Source organism: Terriglobales bacterium, from assembly GCA_035764005.1.
In the GTDB taxonomy this organism is placed as follows: Bacteria; Acidobacteriota; Terriglobia; order Terriglobales; family Acidobacteriaceae; genus Gp1-AA112.
Genome location: DASTZZ010000119.1, coordinates 1 through 21,220 on the forward strand (window position 1 = coordinate 1; position 21,220 = coordinate 21,220).

15 protein-coding genes and 1 tRNA gene are annotated in these 21,220 nt (G+C 56.9%); 4 read left to right on the forward strand and 12 right to left on the reverse strand.

Annotated elements, in window-relative coordinates:
- From VFU50_19955 to VFU50_19995, 9 genes are all read right to left on the reverse strand, one after another.
- The coding region (locus VFU50_19955; protein HEU5235143.1) for an efflux RND transporter periplasmic adaptor subunit at nucleotides 1-563 on the reverse strand (563 nt) is incomplete at its 3' end.
- Nucleotides 560-1,906 carry a TolC family protein gene (locus VFU50_19960; GenBank protein ID HEU5235144.1) on the reverse strand — a complete coding sequence of 449 codons (1,347 nt, stop codon included), beginning with the start codon at nucleotides 1,904-1,906 and terminating at the stop codon, nucleotides 560-562. The genes VFU50_19955 and VFU50_19960, both read right to left, overlap by 4 nt.
- An 830-nt stretch (nucleotides 1,907-2,736) precedes the next feature.
- Nucleotides 2,737-2,813 (reverse strand) — tRNA-Pro (locus VFU50_19965).
- 77 nt (nucleotides 2,814-2,890) lie between these two features.
- Entirely contained in the window at nucleotides 2,891-3,751 is an 861-nt protein-coding gene (locus tag VFU50_19970; GenBank protein ID HEU5235145.1) for a hypothetical protein, read from the reverse strand.
- Nucleotides 3,748-4,728, reverse strand: a complete 981-nt coding sequence (locus tag VFU50_19975; protein ID HEU5235146.1) for an ABC transporter ATP-binding protein — start codon at nucleotides 4,726-4,728, stop codon at nucleotides 3,748-3,750. The genes VFU50_19970 and VFU50_19975 overlap by 4 nt, the downstream gene beginning before the upstream one ends.
- Before the next feature lie 59 nt (nucleotides 4,729-4,787).
- The gene (locus VFU50_19980; GenBank protein HEU5235147.1) at nucleotides 4,788-5,672 is read right to left on the reverse strand and encodes a hypothetical protein; all 885 of its coding nucleotides are present in this window, start codon (nucleotides 5,670-5,672) and stop codon (nucleotides 4,788-4,790) included.
- A complete protein-coding gene (locus VFU50_19985) occupies nucleotides 5,659-6,597 on the reverse strand; it encodes an ABC transporter ATP-binding protein (protein HEU5235148.1) in 939 nt (312 codons plus the stop codon). The genes VFU50_19980 and VFU50_19985 overlap by 14 nt, the downstream gene beginning before the upstream one ends.
- A 9-nt stretch (nucleotides 6,598-6,606) precedes the next feature.
- Nucleotides 6,607-9,240, reverse strand: a complete 2,634-nt coding sequence (locus tag VFU50_19990; GenBank protein HEU5235149.1) for a FecR domain-containing protein — start codon at nucleotides 9,238-9,240, stop codon at nucleotides 6,607-6,609.
- Nucleotides 9,237-9,830, reverse strand: coding sequence for a sigma-70 family RNA polymerase sigma factor (locus VFU50_19995; protein ID HEU5235150.1), 594 nt, complete (start codon nucleotides 9,828-9,830; stop codon nucleotides 9,237-9,239). Before VFU50_19995 ends, VFU50_19990 begins: the two co-directional genes overlap by 4 nt.
- A gap of 230 nt (nucleotides 9,831-10,060) precedes the next feature.
- On the opposite strand from VFU50_19995, the gene VFU50_20000 reads away from it, so the two are divergent.
- From VFU50_20000 to VFU50_20015, 4 genes are all read left to right on the forward strand, one after another.
- Nucleotides 10,061-10,240, forward strand: a complete 180-nt coding sequence (locus VFU50_20000) for a hypothetical protein (protein ID HEU5235151.1) — start codon at nucleotides 10,061-10,063, stop codon at nucleotides 10,238-10,240.
- 311 nt (nucleotides 10,241-10,551) lie between these two features.
- Entirely contained in the window at nucleotides 10,552-10,812 is a 261-nt protein-coding gene (locus VFU50_20005) for a UPF0175 family protein (GenBank protein HEU5235152.1), read from the forward strand.
- Nucleotides 10,813-11,402: 590 nt separating this feature from the next.
- Complete coding sequence (locus VFU50_20010; protein HEU5235153.1) at nucleotides 11,403-13,838, forward strand: ABC transporter permease; 2,436 nt, start codon at nucleotides 11,403-11,405, stop codon at nucleotides 13,836-13,838.
- A gap of 168 nt (nucleotides 13,839-14,006) precedes the next feature.
- Nucleotides 14,007-16,424: an ABC transporter permease gene (locus VFU50_20015; GenBank protein ID HEU5235154.1), complete on the forward strand. Its 2,418-nt coding sequence runs from the start codon at nucleotides 14,007-14,009 to the stop codon at nucleotides 16,422-16,424.
- Nucleotides 16,425-16,814: 390 nt separating this feature from the next.
- Here VFU50_20015 and VFU50_20020 read toward each other — a convergent pair whose 3' ends face one another.
- From VFU50_20020 to VFU50_20030, 3 genes are all read right to left on the reverse strand, one after another.
- Nucleotides 16,815-18,302, reverse strand: coding sequence for an aldehyde dehydrogenase family protein (locus VFU50_20020; protein ID HEU5235155.1), 1,488 nt, complete (start codon nucleotides 18,300-18,302; stop codon nucleotides 16,815-16,817).
- A complete protein-coding gene (locus VFU50_20025; GenBank protein HEU5235156.1) occupies nucleotides 18,259-19,329 on the reverse strand; it encodes a hypothetical protein in 1,071 nt (356 codons plus the stop codon). The genes VFU50_20020 and VFU50_20025 overlap by 44 nt, the downstream gene beginning before the upstream one ends.
- 239 nt (nucleotides 19,330-19,568) lie before the next feature.
- Complete coding sequence (locus VFU50_20030; protein ID HEU5235157.1) at nucleotides 19,569-21,017, reverse strand: CehA/McbA family metallohydrolase; 1,449 nt, start codon at nucleotides 21,015-21,017, stop codon at nucleotides 19,569-19,571.
- Nucleotides 21,018-21,220: the final 203 nt, after the last annotated feature.

Below are 21,220 nucleotides of genomic sequence, written 5' to 3' on the forward strand. Positions count from 1 at the left end.
TTATTTGGTACGTTCCACTGCCGAAGGCGCTGTCGTGCCGCATCGAGCAGCCAGTCGGCTTCTTGGGATGCTGTGCCTGATTGGGTCTTCGGAAGCGTCTGGTGGTTCTTCAGCGCAAGCAGGAATTCCTGCTCGGTGCTCACGAGGTCTTGGCTGTAGATGGTGAATAAGGGCTGGCCTTTGCGAACGTACTGGTATGTCGCATCGGCAAACACTTTCTGAATCCAGCCGGGAAATCGCGTCTGCACATACGCGAGCCGCTCTTCATTTAGGTCAACATTACCTGTAACCCAAATCTCGTCTTGTACAGGTTGGCGCTTAACCTCGCCGAACTTCACACCGATGCGCTGGAGTCGTTCGGGAGAAAGCTGTACCGGGGACAACTTGGGCGCAATCTCCGTTTGCTGCGATGCTGTTCCAGGAGAAGCGGCCGATGTCTCTCGCATAGCGGCTCTTGATGCTTGTGACGGCATTGCATGTGGCTGCCGCAGGAAATAAGCGAGGACAATCGCCAATGCGATTGCGACAAACGCGGTTGCGAAAAAAGCCTTACGGTAGTTCATCGCGTCACCTCCGGTAAGGCCGTCGCAAGTCCCTCTGATCGTGGCACGGGAGCACCAACTGCCAATTCCAGTTCCGCCATTCGCTGCTCGAAATCGGCGAGAGCACGGAAATATGCATAGTCAACGTCCAGAGTGGTGTTCTGGCTGTCGAGTAGATTGAGAATGTCGGTGCGGTCGTTCTCGTAGGCAATGACAGTGGAGCGAAGCGTAGCTTCCGATTGGGGCCGAAGCGACTTTAGATAAAGATCAACCAGGCGCTTCGCGGAATTTGCCCGTACAACGGCCTCCTGGATCTGCTGGAACACCGTCAAACGCATGGCATCGAATTCCGACTGACGTTCTTCAACTGTGGCGTTTGCTTCGTTGATCTCCGACTGGTGTTTGCGGCGATTGAGCCAGGGCAACGTCATCGAGCCTTCAATCATGTAGTTGTTGCGGAATTGCGAACCGCTCGGCGTGAGCATGTACCCAACATTGGCCGAAAAGTCGGGCGTGTATTGCCTTCGCGCAAGCGCGACTTCGTCCCGCGCCTGCTTGATGCTTGCCGCAGAAGCCATCAATTCCGGACGGCTCTGGACCGCGAGCTGCGTCAGCTCAGCGAGCTTGGGGATCTGGGCAGGAATCATATGTTGGCCCGACACTTCGAGCGGCGTGTCAGGGCTGCGCCCGAGCAGCGTATTCAGCGTTGTTCGGCTTAAGTCAGCATCTTGTTCGAGCATCACGAGGTGCTCGATCAATTTGGTCAATGCGACCTGCGCCTTCAGAACATCTTGTTGCGGCACCTTGCCGACCGAATATTTAATTCGCGCCGCCTCGAAAGCCTGCCGTGCAATGCCGACCTGCTCATCGTGCACTCTCAGCTCATCAGCACTGCGAAGTAGGTCGTAAAAAGCCTTGCGAACCGCAGCTGATATCTCGCGCTTCTTGGCTTCAAGTTCCGCCTTCGCGACGCTGATTGCATCTGTCGCCACTTGCGAGCGCAGCGCCCGCTTTCCCGGTCCGGGAAATGCCTGGCCGACCATGAACATGTTCATTGCCGCGTTATAATCCCATGGCTTCGTGAGCGGGACCTGCCATCCGCGATACATCACAGAGGGATCATCAAGGGCGCCAGCTCCAGAGACGTGGGCTTCCGCAATCCCGACCTTCCGGGCAGCGACGCGAATGTCGGGATTCGCTTGCAACGCGATCTTCTCGGCTTCATCGAGAGTGATCGGCAGCACGTTCGAGCTTGCGTGCGAATGCTCTTGCGGCAATGTGGCAAGTGCAGTTTGATACGGGTCGTCCGCGGCAATAGCCATGACGGACGGGAGACAAAGCAGGCAAACAAAAATGGCTTTCATCGTTCCTCCGTGAACAGACAGCTAGGAGAGGCACACGACCACGTATGCCGGAACAGACGAAAGCCGGACTAGACTCTCAGAATGGAAGACGTGCTTGGGGGACTCTCAGGCGGCGGGTGTAACTCGAACGAAGAAAATTGTGACTTGATAACAAGCGGCTGCGGCAGTTCGCTAAGAACGGCACCGCTCAAAGCCGGCACCATCAGTTGCGCAAACGTGGCGCCCAACATCGAATCCGGGCTGCTGACTTCCTTTCGGCAGCACGAATGCGACGACGGCATGTTCATCGAGCCGCACTGCTGCGCCATGTGCTTGCAGCAGTCTCGCTCTGCTTCGGTCATTTCAGCGCCCGGTATCAGACACGCCATTGCCGGAAAACCAAGCAAAATGATCAGCAGCAGAAGGCTTGCGAGTTGGCGGACGATCTTCACGTCATACATATTCTACAAGGCCACCCCGACGCTGCGGCTGTGACGTGGGTCACACGTGCGGAGTTTCTCAGAGATCGCTACCCACTAGGCTTATATCGATTCTTCCCAAAACGGGAGGCACGTCAGAGTCAACCGAAAGAGTGAGAGGATTATCTAGAAGAGCACTTTGCGAAAGAATGTAAACCCTTCTGTGTAAACCCTTGGACTGCGGCATCGGGAACTCATTGATAAATAAAGGAGTGAAGGTTGTGCTCAGAATTGCACGGATTGCGATGTTAAGCCTCCTGTTTTGAAAGAGAAACCATCGACCATGGCCTCTGAAGACCAGAGCACCTGGTGCGAGACAAGGGGTTCAGCGGCTATTTCGCGCATTTGTAAGTCGCTGATTCTAGGATAGTTTGGTCGGGGAGAGAGGATTTGAACCTCCGACCCCCTGGTCCCGAACCAGGTGCTCTACCAGGCTGAGCCACTCCCCGACGTGCTTAAAAGGCAGGGGAATCGCACGTTTTAGCGCGATTCCGGTGTTTTGAGTATAGCAGAGGTCGGCCGACGCTCAGTCCGCGGCGTAGCTGATTTGGAAGCGGCGGACGAACTTGCAGGCGAGCACAAGGACCAGAGTGGCGAGCACGATAGGCCCAAGAACCGCCGCGAATGTGCTGACTGGTTCGCTCACAACCGTGAACAGCGCTAGCAGTCCATCAGCCGGGATCGACACTGGGCACAGCTGCTTCAGGTAATAGGTCACGCTGAAACGCTGCACCAGCGACGGCAGAACCGGGCTGAAGGTCTCCCATCCCAGAACGATTGCCGCGGGAATGATCGGGTTCTTAATCAGCAGGCTGAGCATCAGGAAAATCGAACCATAACCGATGCAGGCGAGTGCAGTGATGCCCAGGTAGGCGAGAAGCTGTCCCATTCCGGGACCGCTGAAAACGTAGAACTGCCCCGCAGGACCAAAATGGGCATACATCACGGAGAAGCTCGCCAGCACTCCCAAGCCAAAGAGTGTTACCGACGTGACCACGCCGCCGAGGAACTTGCCCAGCAGCAGCACTTCTCTTTTGACGGGAGCGAGAAAGTAGTAATGCAAACTCTTCTCGATCACCTCGCCGCGAAACAACCACGTGAAGATACCGAGGCATCCGAAGAAGATTCCAAAGCGCAGATAGAAGAACTGGAAGATGCCTGCCAACACTTCCGTATCGGTGTGTATCTGATTGGGATCGGCACGGTCGATGATCGCATGCAGCGCGATGATCACCACTGGAGCGAACGCAAGCAGATAAATCCAGATGCCGCGACGCGAGAAGAAGTTCTTGCGCAGATCCATGCGAAGGATCGCGGCGATCTGGCGCGTCCAAAGCTCCCACGGCTGCTCGGAAAAACTCTTGCGGAGTTGAGCAAGGCGGCTCATATCGTCTTGTTCTCCGATCCGATCAGGTACTGATAGACCGAATTCACGTCGTCATCAGCTGGCGCGACGGTTTCTAGCGAGATGTTGTCTTTTACGACGAGCTGGTTCAGCAGCAGATAGAAAGCGTCGGCGTCGCGCGTGCGGACGAGCACGCCTTTGCCGTCGTCCACGAGCTTGGCTTCGACTACATGATCCTGCGCGAAGACTCGTGAGGCCAGCAAATTCGGGTCAGAGCAGCGCACGAGAATCTGCATTGGGTGTTCTTTCACTTCAGTGCGCACAGCGTGAATCTGTCCTTCGGCAACCACGTATCCGCTGCTCATGAGGATTACCTGATCCGACATCTTGTCGACTTCGTGAAGAATGTGGCTGGAGATGATCACGTACAGCCCTTCTTTGCCAAGCGCCTGAAAGAGCTCCAGCGATTCGGCGCGCGCCATCGGATCCAGGCCATTCAGCGGCTCATCAAGAATGAGCACCGTCGGATGATGCGCGATTGCCTGTGCTAATCGAATCCTCTGACGCATGCCTTTGCTATATCCGGCAACTTTGCGATTCGCGGCTTCGGTCATGCTCACGCGTTCCAAAGCTTCGAGCGTCAAACGCACGGATTCGTGATCGTCGAGTCCGTGCAGGCGGAGCGTGTTATACACGAACGAAAATCCGGTGACCCCTTTCGGGAATGAATCGAACTGCGCGCAATAGCCGACCTTTCGAAAAAGCTCTTCCGGCCGATCCGGCGACATTCCCAGAACGGAAACGCGGCCCTGCGTCGGACGAATCAGGCCCGTAATCAAATTCATTAACGTGGTCTTGCCCGAGCCGTTTGGGCCAACCAATCCCGTGACACCAGTCGGAATCGACAGATTCACGCGATTTACACCGAGAACTTCGCCATAAAACTTGGAAACGTTCTGCAGCAGGATGCGGTTCTCCACGCAGGCGGCTTTCGTGGACGAAATGGACGCAGTGGACACGATGGACTCCGGCTGTTCCCTGTTCCCTGTAACCTGCTCCCTGTCCCCTAAAACCGCGCTCATCCTCGCACCACCTCGCGCGCTTTCAACCGCCGATTCAGAAGAAGCAGGGAGAGTCCGCAGGTTGCTGCGACGGTGCACCAAGCAGCCCATACCGGAATACCCAACATATCCAAATCGTGTGCTGTCGAGATGGGTACTCGGAACAGGCCGACCCAAATCAGCTTCACGGCGTACAGGATGTCGAATATGTGTCCCCAGCTCGTGTGCAAGGTGGCATTGATCGCGGCGCCAAATCCTGGTCCCACAAAGAAGAACGCCAGCATCACGGCGCTCGCCGCCACACGCCATTTGAGCCACGCCGAGGCAGCAAGCGCTACCAGGCCTACAATGGCAATCCACATCCAGGACGCGAGGAAAATCGCACCACCGAGCCACAGATGTGACCATAACCATCCGTTGCCTTCTAACCCAGCGTTCAAGAAAAACAGGATCAGCATCGGTACCCAGGTGATTATTGAGAGCAACGTCGCAATCACCAGAAATTTGCCGAGCACATATTCTGCTCGCGAGATGGGCCGTCCCAGAATCAGCGGCAGCGCATTATTTGCCAAGTCTGACGCTACCAGTTGCGGTCCCTGCCAAGTGGTGAGCAGGAATGAAATCCAAGCGTGAAAGCCCAGGAATGCCAAAAAGAAGAAACTGTTCATTGCCAGCGGACTCGGCCCGCGCATCTGCAGCATTGTCTGCAGCGCAGAGCTGTGCGCCATGTAAACCGCGGTGAACCCGATGAGGAATGGCACAAAGCTGAGCACGAACGCGCCGGTGAACAGGCGCGAATCGAACAAGCCGGAGAACCCGTAACGTGTGAGCACGAGAAAGCGCCAGCGGTCCGAAGTTATGCGGCCTTCATAAGGCTTGTAGCTGCGCTTATAGACTGCCATTGCGTGCCCCCACTTCTTCCATGGCTTTGAGGAAGATGTCTTCGAGCGAGTCGCGACGATAGTTCATACGGCGGATTTGCACCTCTCGCTGCGCGGCGATCTTGTAGAGCTCACGAATCTCGATCGATTCCGGCAGCACAACCTTCATCCTTCCCTTTCCGAACAGCGCGCACTCGCAGCCAAGTTGCTGGACGGCGTCGGCGAATGAGTTATCTTCGCCATGCGTTTCGAGTTCGAGAAACTTGCGATTCAGCCGCCGCTCTTCTTCTATGTTGCAAATGCCGGCGATGTTCCCATTCCGGAGAATGATGACTTCATCGCAGCACTCATCCACATCGCGTAACAGATGCGACGAGATCACGACGTGCATGTCTCCGGAATCGCGAATCTCGCGAATGAGCTGAATCATGCGCGTGCGCGCCGGCGGATCGAGGCCATTGGTCGGTTCGTCGAGGAATACCAATTTGGGGCCATGCGCAATCGCCTGCGCCAGCTTCGCAAGCTGCTTCATGCCGAGCGAGTATGTTCCCACTTTGCGATAGCGAACTTCGCCGAGTCCGACATAGAAGAGCGCTTCGTGAGCACGTTCCAGTGCTTGCGCCGACGGCACTCCCGAAAGTTCCGCCATGTAGCGGACGAAGTGCACGCCTGTCATGTTGGAGATAAAGGCGTCGCTCTCCGGCATGTAGCCGATCAGTCCGCGCAGCTCGCGGCTGTGTACGCCGATATCTTTGCCGAAGATGCGTGCTGTGCCTTGCGCCGGCGGATAGAAGCCGAGCAGCGTGTTCAGCAGCGTTGACTTGCCCGACCCGTTGGGACCGAGCAAGCCAATGCAGCGCCCGCGAAGCTCGCCTCGGAGCTGCTTGAGTACTGCGCGCGCGCCGAAGCGAACTTCCAGGCTGTCGAATTCGATGACTGGCGTCATTGCTGTCCTTTACGGAGTCTGAGCTTTCGGAGTTCCCGATTTCAACTGATCGAGCAGCGCCGAGATCGTGAGCGTCTTCAGGTCGATTCCCAACGTCTTGCTCGTGCTCGCCAGCTCAATCTGGTTCTCATCGCCGTACGCGCAGATCACCGATGGCTCGCTGTTTGCCACCAGAGTCTGGATCGATTGCAATTGCGATGCCGGCAGTTGGCCTCTGAGAGGCGCGACGACTGGAGCGAGATTTTGGTAAATGAGCCCAGAGACATTCGCGTGCTGATCAACCGGAAACATCGCGCGGAACTTATCAGAACGCGAGATGCTGTCGCCCTTGCTGCGCGTCCGAAGTGATTCCTCGACCAGCGCCTGGCTTGCGGCGGCGACCAGATAGCCGTCAGCGAATGTGTAATGTATTTCAACCTGCATCACTGGATCCTGCGAGCGGATGGTGTAGAAGGTTCTTCCGCCAACATCTTCCTGATCCACTTTCAATCCAGGACGATTGTTCTCGGCCGCGCTGCGGTTCACCGCATCGACGAGTTTCCCGATGCTGTACTGCAACCGGCTCGGATCATAGACCTCGACGATCAGCTTCCACGAAGGTGTCGGGAGCAATGGACCATCGAGCGCCATTGCAGCTTCACCTCCGAGCGACGCAGCTAAGTCGTTGCGCAAATCAAGATTGAGTTCCGCCTGCTCCTTAGCTATCGAGGCCGCGGCATTGGAATCGGCCCGAGTGGCGAGTGAAAAAACGTCGTCGAGCATCAGCGCCGGACTCTTCGATACAAACGCACCTACAGCCGAAGCATTGGGCGTGATGAAATCGAGCGCGCCGATTGGGGCCGGAGCTGCGAGCCACGACGCAATTCCAGTGCGCGGACCATTGAAGCTAAGCTCGGCTGTGTTCGAAGCCTTACCGTCGTAGTCTTTGCGCTGCGCGATCAGGTACTTCACATTTGCGAAACCGCTGCTCTCGAGCATCCGTTCATGACGTGCAGCTTGCTCTGGCTGCTGCGGATGATACGTCGCGATCTGCTCAAGATTCACCGCCACCAGTAAGCCAGCGCCGGAGGCATACTCAGAAGCAATGCGCTTCCCGAAATCAGACTCGGCAAATCCCGAGCCTAAAGTTGAAGACCACCGATTCTTCAGAGCTACCAACGCCGAAAGCTGCGGCGAAGCGGCAACGAACTCAGGCGTGATCAGAACGTAGAGACCGCGATTCTGAGCCCCGCCCACAGTTCCAAGATTCTCTGGAGAGAGCAGGTGCAAATCGTCGGCTTTGCCCTGCTGAATTTGACTTTCGAGGAACTCGCGTAATCCTGGACGCGCGATCTCAGCTACAACCAGAGGCGCGCCGTCATGTCCTGGTCCGCCGGTGCAGCTGAAGACAATCTCCTTGCCGACATACTGGCTCAGGTTGTGAATGGTCTCGATTGTCCGATTAAAGTCAACACCGCCGTTAGTGCGGCCTGGTCCTTGCTGATTCCACCAATCGCGCAAAATCCGGCTTTGCGATAACTGCTGCTGGAAGAGCTGATTGGCTTGCGCCAGCGCCTCTCCGTAATTGGGAACGCCGGCATAAATAACACTGTCTTGAGGAACCACTCGGAGCAGGCGGCTGTCATAACGAAGATCTGGCAGCTTGATGCGTTCGATGTTCTTCTGTAGCTTCGAGAATTCGGCCAGAAGCGCAAGATATTTGTCGCGGTTCTCGCTCCACGCGATCTCTTGCTTAACCGGGACTTCGCCCATGCTGACGTTGGTTGCGACCTGATCGCCGGCGTGCAGAACCGAGTCGCCACTTGCCTGGGCGACGCGCACCGTGCCTTCGATCACCGATACCCGCGAACCTTTGATTCCGGAGTTAACCGAAAAGATCGTGCCGGTTACAGCTACACGTGCATCGGCAGTCTGGACATAGAGATGGCCGCGGCTTCGATGCGCAGCCTGAACGATCACGGCGCCACGCCCCAAATTGATACTCGTATTCCGCCAGCCGACAGAGACATACAGTTCGCTGCGTCCGTTCATCTCGACGAGCGAGCCATCGCGCAGGCGCAGCATGGCCCGAGATCCCGAAGCGGTGCGCACGGTTTCGCCTTCGCTGAACTGATCGCCCGGCTGGGCGCGGTGTTCACCGCCGGCATCCACGCGATAGAGAGTCCCTTGTACTGATTCCAGCGCGGCGCGATATCCCGAAGGAGCCAGCAACCCGCTGCGTCCGATCGTCACGCCCAGAACTGCAGCGATCACCAGACTTGCAGCGAGAGCGTAATGTCCAAAACTCCAGCGCTGCGGACGCGCCACGGAATTCGCGCGCCACGGCAGAATGCTGTCCGCAGTCTTATCGAGCTTGGCTTGTACGCGGCAGGTGGCGCACTCGCGTAGATGGTCTGAGACTAGCATCGCGCGAGCAGGCGAAAGTTTGTGAGCTTCGTAGTCAGGCAGCAGACGCAGCACGTCTGCGCAGCCTTCAATGCGGTTGAGCGGAGCGAGCGTTGCTTCGACGCCAATAGCGTGGCTGATGCGCTGCCAAGCATTGGTCGTCGCGGCCTGCTCCGCCTGAGGATCGGCCTGATCGGCGCGAACGGCGTCGATGGCTTTATCGAGTATGTAGTCCGGATTGTTATGAATGCCCTTCATTTGTTGCCTTCCATATAGGCACGGAAGTCCTTCTTGAGCAGAGAGCGTGTGCGATGGAGAGTGACGGCTACGGTCGCGCGCGAGGTCTTCATCATTTTGGCGATCTCGCTGTTGTCGCGTCCTTCAATGTAGCGGAGGACGAACATCTCCGCCGGTCGTGTTCCTAATTTGGGAACGGCTTGGCGCAACCAGCGCCTCAGCTCCAGCGGACTGTACTCCCCTTCAGCGCGCGACGACAACTCCAGCGGACGCGAAATCTCGGCGTCCTCCAGCGGCATGTTCTGCGCGTCGCGCCGGGCGCGTATGAGATCGAGCGCTGCATTTACTGCGGCTCGATGCAGGTATCCGCCGATGTTCTGGATGTCATCGCCCATCTCTCCAAGTTCGCGCCGTGCGAGCTTCAGGAAGACGCTTTGCACCACGTCTTCCGAATCGCTGACGCTGCCGGTAACGCGATATGCCGCGCGAAAGACGCGTTCTTTGTGTTCCACGAACACGCGCTCGAGCGACACCCGTTCCAGCACGGTGGGACCGGTCTGCGCCGGCCTCGGTATGTCTCGATCAATAGCCGCTGGCAATACTGCCTCCACGTGCCCATCTCCTCTGCCCGTCCTGCCGTTCGGGGTACCCGACAGGCAGTTTCCGTGCATTCCGAAGACGTGACAACTCGGGTTTAATTAACAGGAAATACGCAAATCTCCAGGCCGGCGTTCATGTTGGTCCGTAAGTGGCTGCAATGCAAGAGGGAGTTCGGGCCACAAGAACCGCCTACTGTGGATTTGGCTTGTGTGGCGACTCAGCCAAAGCTATTCTGCATTGTATGAGCGACCTTCAGATGCACCTCCCGGCCACCGACGAGGTTAACGTGGACGATCAGACCTTGGCTGCGATTGATCGCGGTGTGCAGGATGCAGACGCGGGTCGTACTGTTGCTGCTGATGACGTTCGAAAGATGATTCCCCAGTGGCTTTCCAAGTTCGCCTCACAAAAGCAGCGCTAATTGACTTTGAAGAAATCCTTTCGTATTCCTGGGCGATGTTTCCGGATTCGGCGGAACGCTTTGGGAATGCTCTTCTCGATCATCTGGAAATTCTAAAGAAATTCCCATACATCGGAAGTCGTGTGTCTGACCGTCCAGGGATTCGGCAACTTGCGCACACTCCAATCACCATTTACTACCGCGTTCACGAGGAATCGGAATGGATTGACATACTCCACTTCTGGCACGGTGCCCGACAGAAGCCTCCCAGGCGTGAAAAGGACAGCAAAGCACAATAGGCGGCTTCGAACGCAGAATGCTATTCTCACCACATGGAAATCAAGGTCATTCTGCCCGACGATGTGGCTGAGCACGCCGATCCGGGACGCGAGGCGCTTGAGCGGTTAGTAATCGAAGGCTATCGTTCCGGAGTTCTTTCGCACTACCAGGGAAGCCAACTATTGGGAATGTCTCGGCTTCAATTCGACGGGTTCCTGAAGGCTCGTGATGTTCACGAGCACGCCTACGGACTGGAAGACTTGAAGGCGGATGAGAATACTCTCCGACAACTTGAAAGCAAAGGTCTCATCTGAGGGTGATCGTCGTTGCCGATACTTCACCCATTAACTATCTTGTCCAAATCGCCTGTGATTCTCTCCTTCCAAGCCTCTATCAGCGAGCGCTGATCCCAGAAGCCGTCCTCCATGAGCTAGATCATCCATCCTCTCCCGGCTCTGTCAAAAGTTGGCTTTTATCCTTGCCGACTTGGATCGATATCAGGAGGACATCTTCCAGCTCTGATCCTGCGCTTGACGCTCTCGACCCTGGGGAGCGAGATGCAATTCTTCTTGCAAGGAAGAACACGCCGATGTTCTCCTAATCGACGAGCGACGTGGGCGTCTTGAAGCGCAGCGACGCGGCCTCGCAACCACCGGCACGTTGGGCGTTTTGTTGGCAGCTCACGAAAAGGGCTTGATGAACGCTCATGCTGCATACACGCGTCTGATAAACGAAACTTCCTTCCGGACTACTCCGGAACTCGACAGGCACTTCCTTCAGCGCATCAGGAAATAGGCACTCGTCCCAATGCTCAAAACTTTCTAAAACTCCAGACACTTTCCTCCCGTTCTACCGTCTATAGCTCGTAACGAAGGTGCGCGAACTTCGTTCGGGAGGCGGAAGAATGGAAAGACTGAATTGGTTCTGGCAGGACCTGCGGTACGGCCTCCGAAGCCTGCGGAAGGATCGCGGCTTTGCATTCCTGGCGGTATTGGCGCTCGCACTTGGCATCGGAGCGACCACTGTCATCTTTAGTGTCCTCGACAACGTTCTTCTCGAGCCATTCCCCTACAAGAATCCCGATCGTCTGGCGATGTTCTTCATTCACGACAACACTCGATCCGATCAGGATGGCCGCGGTGGCTTCTTCTACGCCGAGTACATGGACTACAAGGAACAGAACCATGTATGGGAAGGACTGATTGCCAACAACGGAGAAGATGTTCTCTACACCGACAAAGAGGGTACAAGGCAATACAGCGGCGGCCAGGTCACAGGCGATGCGTTCGAATTCCTCGGTATACAGCCCTTGCTCGGAAGAATCTTGGTGCCAGACGATGCGCGCCCCGACGCGCCTCCGGTTGCGGTGATGAGTTATCGCGTGTGGCAGAAGGATTTCAACGGCGATCCTACGATCATCAACAGCACTCTGGAGTTGAATGGCAAGCAGGTGACGCTGGTTGGCATCATGCCGCCGCGCTTTCTTTTCGGCGCTGATGATTTTTGGTTGCCGCTGACTCTAGCCCGCAACGATACCTCTCCGTTCAATCGCGTCTGGCTGCTGGGCCGGCTCAAGCCTGGCGTAAGTCTTAAGGCAGCGGCCAGCGATCTGGATGTGGTAGCCCGCCGACTCTCGACTGTCTATCGCAAGGATTATCCGGCGAATTTCAGCATTAAAGTTATGTCGCTCGCCGATCAGGTGGTTGGACAGTTTCGCGTCATGCTCTTTGCTCTGATGGCAGCCGTAAGCATGCTGCTGCTGATCGCGTGCAGCAATGTTGCGAACCTGCTGCTGGCGCGAGCTACCGCACGAGAAAAAGAGATCGCAATTCGCGCCTCGATGGGAGCGAGCCGCGCGCGGCTTGTGATGCAGTTGATGGTCGAGAGCTTCATCCTGGCTGCGCTCGGATGTTTGGCTGGCTCTCTGTTCGCCTATGGCGGAATCAAAGGCGTGCTCGCCGCATTGCCTCCTGATCTCATACCGGCTGAAACCGTGATTACTCTGAACGCCCGTGTGCTGTTGTTTTCGGTGGGAGTCACGGCAGTCACAACTCTGCTATGCGGACTGGCTCCGGCGTTTCATTCTGTTCGCGGCGAACTGCATAATCGCCTGAAAGACACAGGCAAAGGCACGCAAGGCCCATTTCGTCACGGCAAGTTCCGTTCTGGGCTGGTGGTCTCGCAAGTCGCGCTTTCCATCGTCCTGCTGGTCGGCGCCGGACTGATGATGCGCAGCCTGTTCGCGCTGCAGCATGTGGATCTGGGACTCACGCCCGATCACATCCTTGTGGCGCGCACGCCCCTGCCGAAAGGGCGTTACGACAAGGCGGAACAGAAGGCGATTTTCTTCCGTCAGGTTCTCGACAAAATTACCGCGCTGCCTGGAGTCGTTGCTGCGACCGAGACCAGCACGCTTCCTCCTTATGGCGGCATTCTAAGTGAAGTGACCGTTCCCGGCAAGAGTCATGCGGAAGCATGGCGTTCGATCTTCCAGCTCTGCAGCGAAGGATACTTTCCTACTCTAGGAATCAGGCTTGTGCGAGGACGCTTGCTCTCCGAATCTGACGTTGTCTCCGCCCGTCATGTGATCGTCGTCAATCAGACGCTGGTGCGCAGCTTTTTTGGCACTGACGATCCGATTGGCAAGTCCATCAAGTTCAACCTGCTCGATACCGTTCCCGAATCTCCGAAGGATGCATATTTCGAAATTATCGGCGTAGTTGCGGACGTGAAAAATCGCGGCTTGCAGGAAGCTCCGCAGCCGGAAGCGTTCATGCCTTACAGCGTCTCCGGTGCATTCCAGCGCGGCGTGCTGGTGCGAACTGCAGTCGAACCGATGTCGATGCTGTTGAATGTCAGGCGTGAGATCTGGTCGGTCGATCGCGGAGTCGCGCTGACACTCACCGGAACGCTGGAAGGCTACCTCGAACAGTTTTCGTACTCGCAGCCTCGCTTCGGACTCATCCTCTTTGGGGTCTTTGCAGGGATCGGTTTGGCGCTCGTCGCAATTGGAGTGTTCAGCGTGATGGCTTATTCGGTGAGCCTGCAAACGCACGAGATCGGAATCCGCATGGCTCTCGGGGCACAGCAAGGATCCGTTCTACGCATGGTGCTGAGAAAAGGATTGCTGATCATCGCCATGGGTATCATCATCGGCGAAGTCGTCAGCCTGGCGCTCACGCGCTTTGTTCAAAGCCAGATTTGGGGAGTCTCGGCGCGCGATCCGCTAACCTTCGCTGGAGTGCTGGCTGTGCTTGTCATGGTAGGAGTCGCCGCTTGCCTGGTTCCGGCTCGACGAGCCACTAAAGTTGATCCTTTAGTCGCGCTGCGCTACGAGTGACTCCCGAGAGATGAACTGGGGCGAATCGGGATGTTCGCTTTCGAACAGTGATTGCGATTTTGAGAAAGTATCTCGCGTATGTCTTCTAAAGAAGGTTGCTCCTCAACTACTTGGCGAACCCTGAGCTGGCCGCAAAACTGCCATTGAAACCAGGGCGCTAGCTCTTCTATGTCCTTTATTCAAGACCTCCGGTACTCGTTACGCCGTCTGATCAAATCTTTGGGATTTACCGCGACTGCAGTGCTCACGCTGGCTCTGGGCATGGGTGCAACCACGGCGATGTACAGCGTGATCCACGCGGTGCTGCTGAACAGTTTGCCGTTTGCTCATCCTGAGCAACTCCTCGTCTTCCGCGAATCGCAGAAGGCAGGCGAGATGAGCGTCACCTGGCCTAATTTCGAGGACTGGCGTGCGCAACAGCATTCGTTCGAAGGTTTAGCCGCGTTTGACCTTCGGCACTACGACTACTTCGACGGCACCCGGACCACACTTACCCGAGGCGCGCAGGTCACATCCGAATTCTTTCCTGTGCTCGGAGCTACGCCGGAGAGCGGACGAGTGTTTGGTTTTTCCGAAGATCGCCCCGGAGCCGCTCCCGTTGTGGTGCTCGGGCATAAATTCTGGCAGAACGAGCTGCATGCCGATCCGGCTGTTATCGGCAAAGCCATCGAACTCAGCGGCAAGCTCTACACCGTGATTGGAGTGATGCCGGCGGGCTTCCATTTCTTCTTCGGGCGCAGCGAAGATTTCTACGTGCCGCTTGGGCCTGAAGCTGCCGATGCCAACTTCAACAATCGCACGGCACATGGAAGCCTCAGCGTTTTAGCGCGGCCGAAACCCGGCATCTCTGCCGCGGCTGCGAAAACGGAGCTTGAGGGAATCGCTACAAGGCTTGCGGCAGAGTATCCGGCCACGAACGCAGGCCATTCCGTAATAACGAGAAAGCTGGTCGATCAATACTTCGCCCAGATTCGCCCCGTTCTGTGGCTGCTGATGGCCGCGGTTGCGATCGTGCTTCTCGTGGGCTGCGCCAACGTCAGCAACCTTCTGCTTACCCGCGGCGCCGATCGCGAACGCGAGTTCGCGATTCGCAGCGCGCTCGGCGCCAGCGGATATCGCATCTTTCAACAATCGCTCGGCGAGAGCATCTGGCTCGCATTGCTTGCAGGAGTGTGCGGAGTAGCGATTGCATATTTCTCTTTGCCCTTCCTGCTGCGCCTCGGGCCTTCGAACATTCCCCGTTTGGACGAAACAGCGATCCAATGGCCCATTTTGGGATTTGCGTTTGTCGCGGCGCTCTGCGTGTCACTGATTTGCGGCATGCTGCCGGGATGGGCAACGCTGCGCGTTGCGCCTGAACAGGCATTGCGAAGTCATTCCACTTCTTCCTATGCGGGACGCGGACGACAGCGTGTGCGCTCGGCTTTGCTCGTCGGCGGAGTTGCGATAACGCTGCTGCTGGCTGCTGCATCTGGGCTCTTGGTTCAGAGCCTGCGGAGGACGCTCGCCGTCGACCCGGGTTTCCAGCCCGGGCATCTACTCGCTCTCGACATCATTCTGAGTGGCGACAAATACAAGTCGAAGGAAAGCAGTCTGGCCTTCTTCTCTGCCGCAGAAGAAAAATTGCGTGCGCTGCCGGGCGTTACAGATGTCGGGAACATCTGCACTCCTCCTCTCGCAGGAGAATGCGGCGATTATTTCTATTCCATTCCGGGAAGAACTGATCCCAACGACGCCGATCTGCCGGACGCGAACTTCAACATCGCCGACGAAAACTATTTCCGCACCGCAGGCATTCGCCTGATCTCCGGACGTCCATTTCTGCCGACGGACGCGGATTCTTCGCCGCACGTCGCAGTCATCAACCAGGCATTCGCGCGCAAATGGTGGCCGGCCGGAGATGCCGTCGGACACACAGTTCATTTCGGCGGTCGCGGCGAAACAGGAGACCTGCTGCAAATCGTAGGCGTAGCTGAGGACACGAAACAGTATGGGCTCGATTCCCAAACTGATCCGGAAATCTTTTTTCCTGAGAAACAACACCAGCAGAACGCGATGGTGCTGATGGTGCGAACCGCCGGAGATCCCGACAGTATTGCTGCAACGGCGGAGAATGCGATCCAGAGTATCGACAAGGATATTCCGGTTCGCATTCATCCGATGAGCTACTACGTCGCGCAGAGTCTGCGGCAGCGCCAGTTCCTCACGTTGCTGCTCTCGATTTTCGCCGGTTTGGCGATCTGCCTCGCGGCATTGGGAGTCTTTGGTGTCGCAGCCTATGCGGTTGCGTCGCGCAAAGGGGAAATCGCGGTGCGTCTGGCGCTGGGAGCGCCGCCGCAAAACGTAAAAGCCTGGATTACCATGCAGACCATGCGGCGGGTGGCCTTCGGATGCGCAATTGGTCTGGTTGGAGCATTGCTTGGCGCTCGCCTGGTGCGCAATCTTCTTTACGACGTATCGCCCACCGATCCTCTGGTACTGAGTGCAACCTGTGCGCTGTTGATCGGAGTGGCGCTTCTGGCAACATGGATTCCTGCTCGGCGCGCCGCCGCCATCGATCCAATGCAGACGCTTAGGGCCGAGTAGCCTCACTCGATCCTGCCGCTGGGAAAAGTGGGCACCTACAGTAAAGAAAAATCTTCCGTGCTTTTACGCTGTTGTTCGCCTTGCGGCTGCGGTTTTGAGCGTGACCTTGATGTACACCACGGCAATTCCAGCCACATCGCCTGCTCTCCGAAATTACGCTGTTCTTACGCTGTTCTTCGCTGTTCTTTTTGCGAGATCTTCTAAGAATGGGCAGAAAACAGCAAAACTCCGAACAGTACGCTGTTTTTTACGCTGTTCACAGCGAAACTCGTGCTTCGGCAGTCGGCACAGAAAAGCACATTCGAGCAAGGAATTATGGGACTGCCTTGGCCGTTCCTGGAAGAAGAAAGGCCGGGCTCCTGCCCGGCCTGTGTACCTCGTCTGACAACTTCAGTTGATGCGGACGCAGACCGCCTTCGTCTCCGTGTAGAGTTCGAGGGCTTCTTTGCCCATCTCGCGTCCCCAGCCCGATTGCTTGTAGCCGCCGAACGGCATGGCGGCGTCGAAGACGTTGTAGCAGTTGATCCACACCGTTCCGGCTTTTAGCTTGTTCGCGAGTGAGTGGGCTTTGGCGATGTCCTTCGTCCAGATGCCCGCTGCGAGACCGTACGTGGTGTTGTTGGCTTCGGCGGCGATCTCGTCGATGCTCTTGAATGGCATCGCGGTCACAACCGGTCCGAAGATTTCCTCTTGCACGACCTTCATTGTGGGCTTTGTGTTGACGAGCACGGTTGGCTCGACGAAGTATCCGCGATTGCCGACTGTCTTGCCGCCGACTACCGCCTTCGCGCCTTCATTCAAGCCAGCTTCCATGTAGCCGCGGACGCGACGGAACTGCTCTTCAGAGACGAGCGGCCCCATCGTGGTGTCGGCGTTCATGCCCGGACCAACCTTAATCTTCTTTGCGGACTCCGACACCCCTTCGACGACTCTGTCGAAAATCTTGTCTTCGACAAATAGGCGCGAACCAGCGCAGCAGCATTGTCCGTGATTGAAGAAAATAGCGTTGGCAGCGCCAGCCGTGGCCTGCTTCACGTCAGCATCGTCGAAGACGATGTTTGGCGACTTGCCGCCGAGCTCCAATGTGACCTTCTTCAGGTTATCCGCAGCGGCTTGCACGATCAGCTTGCCGACCTCGGTCGATCCTGTAAAGGCGATCTTATCGACATCCGGATGCGCAGCAAGCGCCGCGCCTGCGGTCTCGCCGAATCCGGTGACGATGTTGAGAACGCCCGGTGGCAATCCAGCTTCGAGAGCGATTTCCCCGAGACGAAGCGCGGAAAGTGGAGTCTGCTCTGCCGGTTTCAAGACGACCGTGCAGCCGGTCGCCAATGCAGGGCCAAGCTTCCAGGCGGCCATCAACAGCGGGAAATTCCATGGAATGATTTGTCCCACCACGCCGATCGGCTCGCGCCGTGTGTAGGCAAGGAACGGTCCCGCAACGGGAATTGTGCTGCCTTCCACCTTCGTGGCCCATCCCGCCATGTAATGGAAGAGATCAGCGGCGAGCGGAACATCGGCAACGCGCGCAACACTGAGCGGCTTGCCATTGTCCAAGGTTTCTAGTTCGGCGAATTCTTCCAGATTCTCCTGGAGAAGATCGCCGATCTTCCAGATGATGCGTCCGCGCTCGCTGGCGCTCATCTTCGACCACGGGCCGGATTCGAACGCGCGCCGCGCGGCTTTTACTGCGAGGTCGATATCGGCCTTATCGCCTTCGGCGACGCGGGCGAGGACCTCGCCGGTTGCAGGATCGATGGAATCGAAGGTCTTGCCGGAATGAGACTGGACCCATTTGCCATCGATGAGAAGTTTTCTTGGAGTTGCTAAGAATTCAGTGACTACGTTGTGGACTTGCAGCGGAGTTGCTGTTGCCATACTGCCTCCTCAGAGTGAGGTTCGTTCGGAAGGAACCGGGCATCTTACCACCGTCTGAGGCCAGAAAGCTTGCCAGCTTTTCATATTGATCGCTAGCAATGAAATCAACGCCTGCCCGAGCGGCGGCCTGCCACCTTTGTTGTGCAGCATCGAGTGATCCGAAGTTGTAGCTCGCAAACCATCCATTGCAGCTAAGTTCTTCTTTTGTCGCACCATCAAGGGTGTAGAAGCGGATAAAGAGGCCATGCTCATGCGCGTGCTCGACCAACGCGCGCAGTCGAAGCTCGTCTTCTTTACTCCAGTCGCCAGCTTCGTTTTGGCCGCCACGCTCGACCACCGACCACGGATTGTTCCACCAGCGGCGATAGTTCGACGCTGGCTCAGGCTCAATCACCTCCGGTGCGGCCATGGGATCGCGCTTGTTGGTGTGGACGGCGCCGAAGACAAGCAATCGCGCGCCGACTGGAACCTGGTCGTGGAAGACGGCCTGCTGTGCGTCGGACTCGCCGGTCAAGACCAGCAGTGGTTTGATGTCGAGCGGCTCCACTTTGCTCGCGTCTCCCGATTTGAGAGCAGTAGTTATCCAGCTCCGATATTTGTTCAGCAGTTGCCATACAGCAGCCAGATGGTCCGGCTGTTCCGTCTTGAAGTCTAGATTGAGTGTGATCAGCGGCCAGTCGCCGTGATTTCCTTCCCGCAGCGCTTGTTCCATAATGGGACGTACGCGATCGAAGAAGTAGTGCTCGAGCGTCGGCTCGTGGCCGCTCAGCGGCGCGCCATGTGCAACGACCGATCTTCCCTTCCCGGTGCTTGGATCGACGTACCAATATGGGTCTTGCTCAATCGCCAGCGGCGGCTTTGCCGTGAGCGCGCGGTCGATGCGGTTGTCCCACCACTCGCCGTAGGGATAGCAGTTGTGGGCGTCCATTACTGTGCGCGAGCCGGGGTGGAAGGCTGTCTGCCCGGAGGCGGGAATGACGATGATGAAAGATGAAATCAGCCGGAAACAGAATCGTTGAATGTGCATGTTGGTTAGCTAACGAAACACAAGGTCCTTCGGCCAACGGCAGCCTCAGGATGACACGGCATTGGAGATTGTCGCCCATCCATTTTGCTATGACTGGATGCTGCTGCTTAGCCAGCGCTTAGCCTGTGCTTTAGCGAGTGACTGCACATACTCTCGCTCTAAACACCGTGTCATCCTGAGGCCTGCTGTTGGCCGAAGGACCTTGTGTTTTCTCTACGGCATAAGGATCGAAGCTCGCGTCAGAAATTCACGTAAATCGGATTCCCCAGCACTTCCAATTTCCCAGAACCGGAAACTACGTCGGCGCGCAGCCAGTGTCGCTTGCCATCGCTGGTCCACTTTGCTGTGAGCGTCTGATCCGCCGAAGTAATAGCGGCCTGCGGAATCGACGAATCTTCGCGTCCGTCTACGACAATTCGCAGCTTCGATCCGCTGCACGCGACTACGCGCGCCGATAATTCCAAAACTTCGCCCGAGCGCGCTTGCGTTGTTCCGCCCATCACTGTCTCAGTCCCGGACCCGCGCGCCGCGAAATCGAGCAGACGATCTTTCGAGCCGGTGAGATCGACAAACACCCGACCCGAGCGCATCCCGGCCAGAATCGATGCAACCGACAAATCGTTTGCATACACAACCGTCGTCGGACTGCCAATGGAGCCGGGCCTGTCGGGAGGAAGCTGAGCGTCGTGGTTGTCGCTGCCTCCGATTGCTGGAATTCGATAGCCGGCATTCAACTGCTTTTCCCAGAATGGAATTCCGGAGTACGGCCCTTCTTCCGATCCGCCGTTCACGGCTTCGATTGTGTTTACCAGGCGCATGTCGGTGGGCGCCTGCCATCCGCAACCCATGCAGATTTCGCCGGTTGGAGCGCCGGGATGATTGATCGAGACGAGTGCGCCGAGACGGCTCGCACGCTCGAACAAAGCATTCATGTCGGTGGAGCCCTCACGAAAATCGACGAACTGGGTGATACCGAAGATGTTTGCGTGTCCTACGAAGGTTGTGATCTCACGCCCCGGGATCAGCAGCAACTGATCGAAGTATGGCTGCAGTTCGCGAAGCGCGTCATAGTGCGACGTGGTGTTGTGATCGGTGACGGCGATGAAATCGAGCCCACGCTTTGTCGCGGCATCTAGCGTGAGAAACACCGGACAGGGGACCTGCTTTCCTGAATGGCTCTTGCAGTGTCCATCGCTATGAGCCGTGTGCATATGCAGGTCGCCGCGATACCATCCGGGGCCTTGGCGCAGCGGTGTATTGGTGAAGGCATCGTTTGTCGGCCTGTCGAGAGGCTCGAGGAAAACTTCTGCTTCGTACGACGCGGTGCTTTGTGGCCGGATGTTGGGAACGCCGATCAGCAGCTTCCATTCACCGGGAATAAGTTCGCCGGGAAGATAGGAAGGAGTTGCGTCGTCAGCGCTGATCGTGAATGTGCTCTTGTTGCCACCGCTCCAGCCGCGGAATCCGTGAGGATCTTCCACACCCAGATCGAGCGTGGTCTTCTCTTCTTTGCCGGTGTAGTGGAACGTAATTGTCAGTCGGCGTGTGTGCGCGGGAACTGTGAATGGGGCTTCGATGTAGGTATTGTTTTGTGCGCCTTTAACGGTGCCGTGGAGGGTGAGGTTCGGTTGTGTTTGGGCGACGGCCAAAGCCGCGAGCAGGATGAAAAAGACTAGTCGGGAAAGCATCAACCCTCAGCAAATTTCGGCGTTCTTTGGATTGCGAACTATTTTGGGAATTCCGCCCAGAGCTGTCATCCTGTCTATAACCACGACGGCTCTGTCAAGATCTGATTTTGAACTCTGCGGGCGACACCTCTCCCGTGAGCACGAGCGATGTTGTTTTTGCGCCGGCGCTTTTCCCTTATCAGGAAGGGGTTGCCGTTGGTTTT

Excerpts from the sequence above, each read along its gene's own strand:
- VFU50_20025 (HEU5235156.1), bottom strand. The coding sequence starts at position 19,329 with ATGCACATTCAACGATTCTGTTTCCGGCTGATTTCATCTTTCATCATC.
- VFU50_19985 (HEU5235148.1), bottom strand. The coding sequence starts at position 6,597 with ATGACGCCAGTCATCGAATTCGACAGCCTGGAAGTTCGCTTCGGCGCG.
- VFU50_20005 (HEU5235152.1), top strand. The coding sequence starts at position 10,552 with ATGGAAATCAAGGTCATTCTGCCCGACGATGTGGCTGAGCACGCCGAT.
- VFU50_19980 (HEU5235147.1), bottom strand. The coding sequence starts at position 5,672 with ATGGCAGTCTATAAGCGCAGCTACAAGCCTTATGAAGGCCGCATAACT.
- VFU50_20020 (HEU5235155.1), bottom strand. The coding sequence starts at position 18,302 with ATGGCAACAGCAACTCCGCTGCAAGTCCACAACGTAGTCACTGAATTC.
- VFU50_19970 (HEU5235145.1), bottom strand. The coding sequence starts at position 3,751 with ATGAGCCGCCTTGCTCAACTCCGCAAGAGTTTTTCCGAGCAGCCGTGG.
- VFU50_20030 (HEU5235157.1), bottom strand. The coding sequence starts at position 21,017 with ATGCTTTCCCGACTAGTCTTTTTCATCCTGCTCGCGGCTTTGGCCGTC.
- VFU50_19990 (HEU5235149.1), bottom strand. The coding sequence starts at position 9,240 with ATGAAGGGCATTCATAACAATCCGGACTACATACTCGATAAAGCCATC.
- VFU50_20015 (HEU5235154.1), top strand. The coding sequence starts at position 14,007 with ATGTCCTTTATTCAAGACCTCCGGTACTCGTTACGCCGTCTGATCAAA.
- VFU50_19960 (HEU5235144.1), bottom strand. The coding sequence starts at position 1,906 with ATGAAAGCCATTTTTGTTTGCCTGCTTTGTCTCCCGTCCGTCATGGCT.
- VFU50_20010 (HEU5235153.1), top strand. The coding sequence starts at position 11,403 with ATGGAAAGACTGAATTGGTTCTGGCAGGACCTGCGGTACGGCCTCCGA.
- VFU50_20000 (HEU5235151.1), top strand. The coding sequence starts at position 10,061 with ATGAGCGACCTTCAGATGCACCTCCCGGCCACCGACGAGGTTAACGTG.